The organism is Escherichia sp. MOD1-EC6300 (assembly GCF_002965045.1).
GTDB classification, from domain to species: domain Bacteria; phylum Pseudomonadota; class Gammaproteobacteria; order Enterobacterales; family Enterobacteriaceae; genus Escherichia; species Escherichia coli_F.
This window is the reverse complement of the sequence record NZ_PTRH01000028.1, coordinates 1-11,323: the sequence shown is the minus strand read 5'-3', so window position 1 is coordinate 11,323 and position 11,323 is coordinate 1. Positions and strand designations below refer to the sequence as shown.

The following is an 11,323-nucleotide window of genomic DNA, read 5'->3' as shown; positions in this document are numbered from 1 at the left end:
ACGTCCTTATCGAAGTAATTTGTTTAGCTGGTGCAGGATGTCCTGCGTCTGGCTGTCCAGCCGCAACAGATAGAACAGGTAAAACAACGCCAGCACGACAACGCCACCACAAAAAATATGTTTAATGGTCAGGCGACTGATGAGCTGATAACGCCCGCCCTGGGTTTTTTTGTCCTGGTGTAACAGCGGGAAAGGGGCATCGCCGCGCAGTTTATGCAGAACGTGGTACAGGCGGCGGTAGATCTGCTCAAATTCCCCCTGATCCTGTGCTGCCACTTTGTAGCGCCCGCGAAATCCCAGAGAAAAACAGAGCCAGAGAAATTCCAGCAGATCCTGGTAACGTTTGGGTTCACGGATCAGGCGCTCCAGCAGGATGAAAACTTTCTCGCCACCCCAGGCTTCGTTGTGGAAATGGACCAGCAATGACTGTTTGATCCACTCGTTCTTGTTCGACCAGCCGTTACCGAGCGCCGCTTCATCAATAAATGTGCAGAGGATGTAGCGAAACGAGATAATCACGCCCGGTTCGTAGCCCTGCTCCTGAAGCAGTTGCTCCACGGCCTGAACATCCGTCACCACCTGTGCAAAAAGATGCTCCGGCATCGTCTGGCTGTTCATGGTTGAAAGGCGCATCACCATACCGAGGAGTGGCGTGGCTGCGTCGATCATCGGATTCAGGCTGTTGCCACGAAGCGCGAGATGATAGTCGCGCTGGCTTTTTTCGTCGTATCCGGTAAATGGTGGCAGAGACAGTGACCCCTCATCCATCGTCTTACCCTCTTATCGCCCACAGTTGCATGTTCAGATCCGGGAAACTGCCGGATACATGCAGCGCAACGCCCCCGGCGGCAGCCATTTCTGTCCAGGACTGTCCGCTCTTGTCGAGTTCGAAATAGCTGAACCCGGAATGGTAGGGAAGCTGACGGGGAGCCACCATCAGGGCACGCAATGGAATGCCGGGGATCTGCACACTGACCATATTGCGGATTTTTTCCGGCGAGGAAATTTTCGACTGCTGGATAAACTGGCGCTGGATCTGATCGACCGGCATATTTGCCGCCACGGCCAGCACAAAGGTGGCAGATTGCAGCAGTTCCGAGTCATGGATATCGGCCTGCCAGATACCGTCACGCAGATGCAGCGGCAGATTGACGGCTCTTGGCGACAGTACGGTATGCAGCGCCCGTTTGACTTCCGGTAACAGTGTTTTAAATGTTTTGGTCAGGTCATGATGATCATACACATCAAGCGGGCAGGGCAGGCGCGACGGCTCGGTAAAGGTCATCAGTTCACCCAGCAACCCGGCAAGATCAAGGTAGAAATCTTCCGGGTGGAGCTGGGATCGGCGGGCGCGATGGGTAAACCGGGTCTGGTTACGGTTAAGCAACTGCAACATCATAAATTCCGCCACATCCGCGATGCCGCTCTGCGCCGGAGAGCCAATACGGTTTGCCAGATCGCTTGCCCGTCCGCTAATGGCCCCCTGTACCTCTTTGAGATAAACACGCAGTTTCTTACTGACCTGAATATTCTGGCAGGAGGGGATAAAATCGTCATCCAGCGTCAGGGAGCCGTCGGCATGGCGATCGCTGATACGGCAAAGCGGGAGCGTGATATAGGCGCTCATATCTTCTGCACCGCTCATAATGCGCGGCGTCAGTTGTCCCAGCGTCAGTGTTCGCGCGTCGCCTTCTTCTGAATGCAAATCCCGGACATCGGCATAATTCAGCCGGTAACGCCCGATTCGCCGCCCGTCGCTGATTTCATTTCTCACATCACTGGCGACCGGCAGAGCGAGGTAGATATTGCGGCTTCTTTCGTCCGGAAAATTTTGCGGGTGCAGCGGATCGGGCAGTGCGTCCTGGTCGGGGATAGAAAAGACGGTGCCGTCGGGCAGTGTGCCTGACGCGCTGTCAATCATGATCTTACCCTGCGCCAGCAGTTCATTGTTGAGGGTGAGTTCGGTAAATCCCCAGGATAAATCATTCATGGCCCGGAAACGCTGGTTATCCAGGTAGTCGTTGTAACGCTGCTGTTGCTGGAAATGGTGTGGGCGCATCAGCATCCCTTCCTGCCACATCACCTTGTTGCGGGTGGTTGCCATACTTATTCATCCTCTTTTTTCATTTCGATGCTGCTTTGACGTACATGCACCAGCAGGCGGTAATGGTGGCCGGTTCCTTCCACCGTCTCGATTTGTTTCCATTCCGTGGCCTGGTCATCGGAGAAATAGGCCACGACACCAATAAACTGCGTTTTCTCATCCAGCTTTACCAGCGGCAGGGTTTTGATGGTGTCCGGCAACAGGTTGAAATCCTGGTGGTCGATATAGTTTTTACCCAGCACATCCGGTAGCGGCGTACTGGCTATCTGGTCATAGTCGGCTGCCTGCAATTTTGAGTCGTCCGTCAGGTACACCAGTTGCACATCCACGGCGGCTGATTCACCCTCCGCATTGGTATTAGTGTCCGGTTCAGTCAGCAGGGTGACGGTTATTTCCGAAGGTTGCTCCTTCAGGCTCCCGACCTGGATATCCGGGTTTTTGATCACCTCGCTGATTTTTTTCGCCGTTTCGCAGCCGGTTAATATGACGCACATCAGCACGCAGGCCAGAAACGCCTTCCTGTTCATGCTTCCGGCTCCCGCTGTTTTTCACGAAGCACCCGGTCATAGACCTGGGCGTAGACCTCGTTAAACAGCATCTCAAACCCCTGCTGGCGATCAGAGGCCAGCTCTTCGTAATAATGGCTGTACATTTGCCATGCTCCGGCATCATCCAGCGGCTGGCGCAGTTCATGGCTGCGGCGGTACTGCACAAAGCGGCGCAGCAGATTTTGTGGTGAGAAGGCGTCCAGCAGGACACGAAGCGACTCCACAATCGCCGCCCGGTTAGCTTCTTCGTGGTGGCGGACATTGCGCAGGCTTTCACTGACAGCGGCGGGAGCCGCCAGATGTACCGGACTTTTACCTTCGGCAAACATCACGTCGAGCGCGGTGGCGTAATCCATGTTCAGGCGCAGCGGGTTATCTTCCAGCGGGCGCAAATGTTTGTCTGAGAGGCTGTTACGCTGCTGCTGCAAATCAAGCAGACCTTTTATTGCGGCCTGTAACGTGCGTCCGGCCTCCTCCAGAAAATCATCCGCATCGTCGGAATTGCTCACGGTAAGCGAGCCGCCAAGGCCGCGCAGTAAGGGGGTGACCGCAAGGTGGCGTTGCGCCATTTCTGCCACAGAGACGTCATCATTACGCTCGCCGGGGCTGGCATAAATGGGCGGCAGATCCATAAACGGCGTATTGATCCCCCCATTACTTGCCGGATCGGACAGCGGTGCCGATGGCCGGACAGCCGCAATGCCTGAAAGCGGATCGCCCGCGGTAATCAGGCTTTCGGACTGAAGTGCCTGGAGTGGATCGGCAGAAAAACCGTTTACCACGGTGTCAGCAAGCTGATGCCGGTGAGTCATTCCCGGATAGTGTGGCGCACCCTCCGTTGACAGCAGGGTATCCGTGAGCATATCGCGATTGGTGACGATGGTTTCGGGAGTGGCCATTTCCTCATCGTAATGGGGGATATCACCCCGGTTCAGATGAACCCTCACCATCAGACGCCCTATCTGGATCTCATCGCCCTGGCGCAGCTGTATCAGGTCTGATGTTGCTGTGACTTTTGCCTGGTTCAGCCACAGTTGTGCCGTCTGCGGGCGCAGACAAAATGTGCCATCGTGCAGTATAACGGTAAAGGCCTGAGCCGGAATGCTCTGCTGACGATCCTGTACCGACCAGTGGCATTCGGGGCCATGGCCGACATTTCCCTGCTGCGTGAACAGACAGCGCGCCGCCCGCCCGCTTTCCAGCTCACTGCCGTTAATGACCTGCAATGAAAGCGTCTGTAGTTTCTCTTCCGGCATATTCTGCTCCGTGATTATCATAATTTACGACCGTACCCTGATGGTGACTGAGGGTCGTTCTTCCGGTGTGCCGAGGAAGCTGGTCCAGCCCAGCAGCGCACTTTTGTTATCGCCCAGGCGCATTGCGCCCACCTGCTCCGGTGCCAGCCCCAGATGTAAGTCCCAGGCAAGCTGATCGCGCAGGATGAAGGACACAAACATCGTCAGTGGCAGGAAGTTTTCGCCGGACGGCAGAAAAGAGAGGAACTGTTTTCGGGTCAGGCTGGTAATACTGAGCTGGAATTTTCCGCTGAGATCGGGCACCCGTGTACCCAGAACAAAGTTGCCCAGTACCGATCTTCCGGCCAGTTTTTCGCCATTTTTAAGGGAATAGCTCCCCAGGCTGTTTTGCTGATCCGGTTCAATATCCACCTTGCGACGTTGCCAGTTTTGCAGCGTCACGTCTGACAAGTCAAAACAGTGGGACACCAGGCCGCAGATGATTTCCGGGGATCGTCCCGGATTTGCCAGGATCCCGGAATACGCCAGCATTTTGCTGTGATTAATCGCCAGCTTATCGCGAAGCTGGCGGTGGCCCAGCCCGACAAGGGAGTACATGCGCTGCGAGAACGCATCCACACCGCCGTTACGAAAACTGATGTGATAGCGGTACTTACGCCAGATATGCCAGACAAACTGGGTCAGGCGGTGGCTGAACATATCCAGAAAATCGCCTACCGGACTTTGTTCATGTACCGCTTTCCAGGCCAGGTGATCCAGGTAATAACCGGGAAGAGGCGACTGGCTCCCCTGTAACCCCATAAAGGTGGTGGTCATCCTGAATGCCCCTGACTTATCCCGTTTCAGCCCACTGATATCACTGCACGGGAAGGCAAGGCTGGCATCGGCGCTGAAACGCAGGGTTTCCTGTGCCGGATCATCGCGCAGGGATAATTCCGGTGTCCCCTTTTCACCCTGTGCCAGGCGGTGCAACAGCTCCGCCATCGCAAAAAAATTGTAAGAGCAGGCGTTATGGAAAACCTGTGCCAGCGGATCATTCTGCTCTTTATCTGCCGGGGGATGTCCCGGACTCAGATAAGAGGATGCTGCCCGGTTCTTTCCGTCCATTTCCATGTCTCCTGGCTTTCTGTGTTCACAACGGTCAGCATGTGGAATGAGTTAACGCTGGCGTACAGCGACAGAAAATGCGAAAGCACCGTACCGAGCAGATACATTTCCCCTTCACAGACAAACGGCTCCGGGTGCAGATACAGCGTGGAGGCCAGCCCCCGGACGGGAATACCCGTAAACAGGCGATCAACGGGGCGGGTCTCCAGACGCTCAATGGCATCCAGCTTTTGTTGTGACAGCCGCGCCGTCTGCGGATGATGGATTGCGTGGCGATCAAAGTTGGCGATGACCTGCTTCAGCGCGTCCGTATCTAGTAATGACAGATAATTCAGGTTCATGGCGGAGAGTAGGGACCAGTGCAGGCTGCCATCAATGACCGGCCAGAGTGGTTGCGTCGGGCGGGTAATGTTGCGAAATGAAGCAACAGCCGCATTTTTACCGGTTGTGCCGGTGATATCGCCGGAACGAATTTGTGACGGAAGCTCACGGTTGGTACAGGTCAGCGATACCGAAACCACTTCATTACTGAGCAGCGATTCGTCTGACGGATAACTGCCATCAGCATGTATAAAAGCAAGGGTATGATCAAAGCCGCGATGGAACAGGGATGTTTTGGTCCGGTGATGCCAGTACACCACTTCCCGCTTCCGGCTGTATTCCATCTGATGGCTGAAACTTTCAAAGGCAGGCCACTGGCGCGCGGCCTGCGTCGAAACAGGACGCCCCAGATCTTTTTTCCTGAACATATCCTGCACCTGGCTTATCACGCCGTTAACGGAAAAGACATCGTAATGTTCCGGATAATGGCGGCTGGGAACCAGCGGATAGTCTGCCCGCCGGTTGTCCAGCGTGATGGCTTCTGCATGGTGGATAAATAAATTAATGGCAGGCGCGCAATACAGGCGCAGGGAGTCGCGGCGCAACCGGATGTCCACGGGCAATGGGCGCGAAAAACGCAGTTGCAGGGTAAAGGATTCAGCCTGCAATCCGTCAGGTAACGCCGGGCAACCACAAAGATCAAAAAAGAGAAACGCATCCGGGTAACAGAAATACTCCTGAAGGATCCGGTAGCCGCTGTGGACGTTTTTCGGCCAGGGCAGCATGGCATCCTGCGGCTCAAAACCGACAGCTTTCAGTATAAACTCAGGCAGGCGAATATGCTGTTCACCCACAGTCAGGTCGGCACCCTGCAAGTATTCACAGAACCATAAATAAAGCTGGTCACGGGTATAGTTGTCGTCATTGCCGAGCCAGAAGCGAAGTTTGTTCAGATCCAGCGTGCGGAAGTCCGTTCCCGGTGCGACCGAAAAGGTGATGTTGATAACACCATTACGGGTCGTACTGCGGTTTTCAATCTGCTCCAGGCGAACGGGCAGCAGCCAGATATCCCGGCAGAGGGTGAAGGTACAGGGAGGCGGCTCCTCCTTTTTAGCATCGGAGGGCAGCACTTCATCGACTCTGATTTCCCCGGCGTTGGTTGTAAACTGCTCATTACGGGGGATTAACACCGGCACAGAAGACTTATCCATATCCGGCGTATATTCAATAAGGGTCATTGCCGGAACCGGACGCAGGTAATTAGGCCACAGCATCTTGATAAGCCCGTGCGTCAGTTCTGGGAATTCATCCTCAATTTTTTGACGGAGATTGCCGGTAAGAAAAGCCACGCCTTCCAGCAGGCGTTCAATATCCGGATCCGCATCTTTTTCGGCCAGGAAGCGGGCCAGATGGGGTTTTTCCGTTGCCAGCAGCTTGCTGAGCTGGCGCAGGTAATCGAGTTCTTCCCGGAAATAGCGTTCTTCAAATTCCATCTGTCAGTCCACCCGGTAATGCTGGCTGCCATTCGGTGCCATATCAAATTCAAGCACCTCATGCGTTTCGTTAAATGTCACCCAGGCTGTAATATGAAACGTCATATCCAGCGGGCTGGAGGCGGATGAAACCACTGCCTGCACTTCAGCGTGTGAGATCCGGGGTTCATAGCGTTCTATACATTGCTCGATGGCCCGACTCATGGATTCGCGGAAGTTTTCAGCCCCTTCCGGTTCATCAATGCCCAGCTCAGGCGCACCCCGGCAACTACCGGACCGGGTATTAAGAATGTTTCGTAGGTTCTGGCGAATGGATTGCCTGAGCGAATGAATACTGCCTCCCTGCCGGTTTCTGGCCGAAGAGGCTTCCATACGCTCAAAAAGAGAACCTGTGGTTCTTTCCCGATCCGGTATCATGGTGTGTTACTCCCTGTCTAACCGGCCAACCAGGGAAAGCTCAAAATTTGCCCCCATAAATTTAAAATGAGGTCTCACGCTTAGCGCAACCTGGTACCAGCCGGGTTCGCCTTCTACATCCATAACCTCAACTTTGGCAGCGCGCAGAGGTTTGCGGCTGCGCACGTCTGCAGGCGGGTTTTCCTGGTCGGCAACATACTGACGGATCCAGGTATTAAGCTCTCTTTCTAAGTCGCTCCTTTCTTTCCATGACCCCAGTTGTTCACGCTGCAACACCTTGATGTAGTGCGCTAACCGATTGATGATGAAGAGATAAGGAAGCTGCGTACCCAGCTTATAGTTGGTTTCTGCATCTTTTCCCGGAAAGTGCTTCGGTTTTTGTACCGAGTTTGCAGAGAAAAAGGCTGCATTATCAGAGTCTTTACGCATGGTAAGGGTGATAAAACCCTCTTCAGCCAGTTCAAATTCGCGGCGATCGGTGACCAGCACCTCGGTTGGGATTTTGGCCTGAATCTGCCCCATCGTTTCGAACAGATGCACCGGCAGATCTTTCACTGCGCCGCCGCTTTGCGGACCGATAATGTTTGGACACCAGCGGTATTTGGCAAAACTGTCTGCGATATTGCATGCCAGCATCCAGGCCGTATTACCCCACAGATAATCTTCGTGGTTCTGGCTGACATCTTCGTAATAGTTAAAGTTCTTAACAGGGTTATCTGTTGGTGAATAGGGCTGGCGAAGCAGGAAGCGGGGTGCCGTAAGCCCTAAATAGCGCGAATCTTCCGAGTCACGCAGGGCGCGCCATTTGGTGTAGGCCGGACCTTCAAAGATGGCATAAAGATCTTTGATATTAGGCAGTTCGGTCCACGAGTTCAGCCCCATAAACTCCGGGGAAACGGAGGACAGGAACGGTGCGTGCGCCATTGCGCCCACGGCACTGACGTATTGCAGCAGTTTCATGTCAGGCGCGGTATTTTTGAACTCATAAGCGCCCAGCACGGCAGCGATGGGTTCACCGCCAAACTGTCCGAAACCGGACGAATAAACGTGCTTATAAAATCCGGACTGAATAATTTCTGGCGCAAACTCAAAGTCTTCCAGAAGTTCCTGCTTGGTGACATGAAGCACGTTGACCTTGATGTTTTCACGGAAATCAACGCGATCCACCATGGTTTTCAGTGAGCGCCAGAACGACTCGACCTGCTGAAAGGCAGGCGCATGGATGATGACATCCATCTGGCGGCTGATGCGTTCATCAATATCTGCAATCATGCTGTCCACGGCCAGTTTATTGACCGGTTCGGCAGATGCAGTGGATTGCAGGATGCTGGCAATAAAGGCTGTCACACCCTGGCGGGCAACGTCATAACCTTCCGAACCGGGCTGAATACGGGTCTGTGCCATGATTTGATCAAGCAGCGACGATGCCTGCTCAGGCTGCCCGGCATGACTGGAAACGAGTTCCTCTTCCTGTAAAGACATACTGAAAATCCTTCTGTTTTAGCTGTGTTTCTGAAACCGGCTTTTCGCCGTCAGTGAAGTACGCGCTGCCAGTGCGACGCGCTCTGCTGAAACTCACAAAAATGGATAATCTCATCCAATAGATCACTGATACGGCGATCCAGTGTTGTAATCAGCGCAGCCACACCATCCTGGTTGATTTCAACGGACGGGCTGAAACATACCTGGTAAACCACCTGCAGAATGTCTGCAACAGAGAGGTGGTATGTCCCGGAGATATTTTTGTGTGCCGTCATGCCTGGATAACCCTGTTTAATGAAATAGTGGTGGTTATTTATTGCTCACCTGGCCGATTTCTTTGAGCAACTGCTCGCGGGACTCTTCATTTTCCAGCAATGCCTGGAGCTGGGTACGGAATGCCGGAAGGTTACCCATCGGCCCCTTCAGTGCAGTCAGTGCTTCACGTAATTCCAGCAATTTATTCACTTCCGGAACCTGCCGGGCCACGCTATCTGGTGAAAAATCATCCAGTGACTTGATATTCAGCGCCACATTCAGTTCATCGTCCGTTGTGCTTCCCTTCAGCGTGGCGGGGACGGTAAAATTGAGGCCAATGGCTGCTTCAGCCATCACTGCACCGAAATTGTGCTTGTTAACGGAAACTGCCTGACGTTCATCCAGTGAGGATGTTTCCTGCGTATTTCCGGTATCGCCGACAACGAGCATGTTAAGCGGAAGTTCCACTTCAGCCGTCTGGCCATCTGTTTTTGGGACATACGATATATTAATACGCTCGCGAGGCGCGACGCTGCCTTCAAATTTTTTGCTCATAAAAGTGATCCGTCATGTTATCTCGTACAGGCCATGAACACAGCATATTTGTACCGCAAAAAATATCGGAAATGCCGCCTTGATGGCGGTGAAAATAAAATCACCACTCCTTCATCACCCCGCATTTTACGCTTCAAAATAAATAAGAAAAGGACTTTTTATCGATCGTAAAGAGGGGTATTCTGCAAGCGTTAAATAGATTGTGTGAACCTGTGCAATTCGCGTCAGGTGTATTATGGCAATAATTTAAATATAGAGTTTTTATGTATCTTATTGAAGTATATAATAATTTCATTAAACATAAGCTAATCTAATGATTGCTTGTTTATATATTTGTTTTGTGATTGAGTAAGTGGGTATTTTTAAGGAATATCTCAAAAATTATCAAAATGATAATTCAGAAAGGATAAATACAATATTTATTCATGATTCAGCTTTGGCCATTTTATGGAGGCAATACGGACTTTGAACAGTTGGGTATAGTTATCCAGATATATATTATTAAGTTATTGCTGAATAAGAGATTTAATGATTTTAAAAATAGTTTTTACGACAACCGTAAATTCTAGCTCGGTTTGTATGTAAAAAATACTGAAAAATGATGCGGTTCCGTGAAGTGAGCTGCATCTGCCTGTCTGGGATTAACGGCAGGTCATTGTAAGTAGTAATTAACCACGTTAACAAGGAGTTTACAAATGCCAACACCGTGTTATATCTCCATCACTGGTCAGACCCAGGGAAATATTACTGCAGGTGCATTTACCGCTGATTCTGTCGGCAACATCTATGTGCAGGGGCACGAAGACGAGATGCTGGTGCAGGAATTCCTGCATAACGTTACTGTCCCGACCGATCCTCAGTCCGGTCAGCCTGCGGGTCAGCGTGCTCACAAGCCGTTCATTTTTACCGTGGCGCTGAACAAAGCGGTTCCGCTGATGTACAACGCACTGGCCTCCGGTGAAATGCTGCCAACCACTGAACTGCACTGGTGGCGTACATCTGTGGAAGGCAAACAGGAGCATTATTTCACCACCCGCCTGACTGATTCGACGATTGTCGATATGAAACTGCATATGCCGCATTGCCAGGACCCGGCGAAACGCGAGTTCACCCAGTTGCTCGAAGTTTCACTGGCCTACCGCAAGATTGAGTGGGAACACGTCAAATCTGGCACCTCCGGTGCCGACGACTGGCGCGCACCGCTGGAAGCATAAGTTAAGCCAACAGCATCCGGCTATCAGGCCGGATGCTGTTTTTGTATTACGCCGTAAAAAGAAAGGTTGTCAGTAAGGGGTTACGTTCACGGGAGATGGCGGATGCCGGAAACTTCGGCGGTAGCGTGCCTGAACGCAAGCGTAACACTGTACTGTTACAGCCGCTTTAACAGCGAACTGTCTGTTTTTCCTTAAACCCGGAGGTTGCTATGTCAACCGGATTACGTTTCACGCTGGAAGTGGACGGCCTGCCACCGGACGCGTTTGCGGTGGTCTCCTTTCATCTGAACCAGTCACTCTCTTCGCTCTTTTCCCTCGATCTCTCTCTGGTCAGCCAGCAGTTTCTCTCCCTTGAATTTGCGCAGGTGCTGGACAAAATGGCCTACCTGACGATATGGCAGGGCGATGACGTACAGCGCCGGGTGAAAGGTGTGGTGACCTGGTTTGAACTGGGGGAGAACGACAAAAACCAGATGCTGTACAGCATGAAGGTATGCCCACCGCTGTGGCGCACAGGGCTGCGCCAGAACTTCCGTATCTTCCAGAATGAGGACATCGAAAGCATACTCGC

Annotated in this window: 12 protein-coding genes; 2 read left to right on the top strand and 10 right to left on the bottom strand. The window is 52.6% G+C overall.

From position 1 onward, the window contains the following. Positions 1-6 precede the first annotated feature (6 nt). Genes icmH through tssB form a run of 10 tightly spaced genes read right to left on the bottom strand, consistent with a single transcriptional unit; the run spans position 7 to position 9,538 of the window. A complete protein-coding gene (icmH, locus tag BGE37_RS23780; protein ID WP_000343298.1) occupies positions 7-768 on the bottom strand; it encodes a type IVB secretion system protein IcmH/DotU in 762 nt (253 codons plus the stop codon). Positions 769-772: 4 nt separating this feature from the next. Then, positions 773-2,104: a type VI secretion system baseplate subunit TssK gene (gene tssK / locus BGE37_RS23775; protein WP_105288517.1), complete on the bottom strand. Its 1,332-nt coding sequence runs from the start codon at positions 2,102-2,104 to the stop codon at positions 773-775. Between the two features lie 2 nt (positions 2,105-2,106). After that, entirely contained in the window at positions 2,107-2,631 is a 525-nt protein-coding gene (tssJ, locus tag BGE37_RS23770) for a type VI secretion system lipoprotein TssJ (protein WP_105277804.1), read from the bottom strand. Then, complete coding sequence (gene tagH, locus BGE37_RS23765) at positions 2,628-3,908, bottom strand: type VI secretion system-associated FHA domain protein TagH (protein WP_001113710.1); 1,281 nt, start codon at positions 3,906-3,908, stop codon at positions 2,628-2,630. The genes tssJ and tagH overlap by 4 nt, the downstream gene beginning before the upstream one ends. 24 nt (positions 3,909-3,932) lie before the next feature. Further along, positions 3,933-5,015 carry a type VI secretion system baseplate subunit TssG gene (gene tssG / locus BGE37_RS23760; RefSeq protein WP_000348784.1) on the bottom strand — a complete coding sequence of 361 codons (1,083 nt, stop codon included), beginning with the start codon at positions 5,013-5,015 and terminating at the stop codon, positions 3,933-3,935. Continuing rightward, positions 4,979-6,829, bottom strand: coding sequence for a type VI secretion system baseplate subunit TssF (gene tssF, locus BGE37_RS23755; protein WP_105288516.1), 1,851 nt, complete (start codon positions 6,827-6,829; stop codon positions 4,979-4,981). The genes tssG and tssF overlap by 37 nt, the downstream gene beginning before the upstream one ends. 3 nt (positions 6,830-6,832) lie before the next feature. Beyond that, positions 6,833-7,246 (bottom strand): type VI secretion system baseplate subunit TssE, encoded by a 414-nt coding sequence (gene tssE / locus BGE37_RS23750; protein WP_000611742.1) that lies wholly within the window; start codon positions 7,244-7,246, stop codon positions 6,833-6,835. Between the two features lie 6 nt (positions 7,247-7,252). Beyond that, positions 7,253-8,728 (bottom strand): type VI secretion system contractile sheath large subunit, encoded by a 1,476-nt coding sequence (gene tssC / locus BGE37_RS23745; protein WP_000056978.1) that lies wholly within the window; start codon positions 8,726-8,728, stop codon positions 7,253-7,255. Between the two features lie 50 nt (positions 8,729-8,778). Continuing rightward, positions 8,779-9,003: a hypothetical protein gene (locus BGE37_RS23740; protein WP_000123970.1), complete on the bottom strand. Its 225-nt coding sequence runs from the start codon at positions 9,001-9,003 to the stop codon at positions 8,779-8,781. A 34-nt stretch (positions 9,004-9,037) separates the two neighbouring features. Continuing rightward, positions 9,038-9,538: a type VI secretion system contractile sheath small subunit gene (tssB, locus tag BGE37_RS23735; RefSeq protein ID WP_000037397.1), complete on the bottom strand. Its 501-nt coding sequence runs from the start codon at positions 9,536-9,538 to the stop codon at positions 9,038-9,040. Positions 9,539-10,233: 695 nt separating this feature from the next. Between tssB and BGE37_RS23730 the strand changes: the two genes are divergently transcribed. Both BGE37_RS23730 and BGE37_RS23720 read left to right on the top strand, forming a co-directional pair. After that, the gene (locus BGE37_RS23730) at positions 10,234-10,752 is read left to right on the top strand and encodes an Hcp family type VI secretion system effector (protein ID WP_001142958.1); all 519 of its coding nucleotides are present in this window, start codon (positions 10,234-10,236) and stop codon (positions 10,750-10,752) included. A 209-nt stretch (positions 10,753-10,961) separates the two neighbouring features. Continuing rightward, positions 10,962-11,323: contractile injection system protein, VgrG/Pvc8 family (locus BGE37_RS23720; RefSeq protein ID WP_274540161.1), on the top strand; the 362-nt coding region annotated here is incomplete at its 3' end.

Excerpts from the sequence above, each read along its gene's own strand:
- BGE37_RS23730 (WP_001142958.1), top strand. The coding sequence starts at position 10,234 with ATGCCAACACCGTGTTATATCTCCATCACTGGTCAGACCCAGGGAAAT.
- tssJ (WP_105277804.1), bottom strand. The coding sequence starts at position 2,631 with ATGAACAGGAAGGCGTTTCTGGCCTGCGTGCTGATGTGCGTCATATTA.
- tssB (WP_000037397.1), bottom strand. The coding sequence starts at position 9,538 with ATGAGCAAAAAATTTGAAGGCAGCGTCGCGCCTCGCGAGCGTATTAAT.
- tssE (WP_000611742.1), bottom strand. The coding sequence starts at position 7,246 with ATGATACCGGATCGGGAAAGAACCACAGGTTCTCTTTTTGAGCGTATG.
- tssC (WP_000056978.1), bottom strand. The coding sequence starts at position 8,728 with ATGTCTTTACAGGAAGAGGAACTCGTTTCCAGTCATGCCGGGCAGCCT.
- tssG (WP_000348784.1), bottom strand. The coding sequence starts at position 5,015 with ATGGACGGAAAGAACCGGGCAGCATCCTCTTATCTGAGTCCGGGACAT.
- BGE37_RS23740 (WP_000123970.1), bottom strand. The coding sequence starts at position 9,003 with ATGACGGCACACAAAAATATCTCCGGGACATACCACCTCTCTGTTGCA.
- tssK (WP_105288517.1), bottom strand. The coding sequence starts at position 2,104 with ATGGCAACCACCCGCAACAAGGTGATGTGGCAGGAAGGGATGCTGATG.
- tssF (WP_105288516.1), bottom strand. The coding sequence starts at position 6,829 with ATGGAATTTGAAGAACGCTATTTCCGGGAAGAACTCGATTACCTGCGC.
- tagH (WP_001113710.1), bottom strand. The coding sequence starts at position 3,908 with ATGCCGGAAGAGAAACTACAGACGCTTTCATTGCAGGTCATTAACGGC.
- icmH (WP_000343298.1), bottom strand. The coding sequence starts at position 768 with ATGGATGAGGGGTCACTGTCTCTGCCACCATTTACCGGATACGACGAA.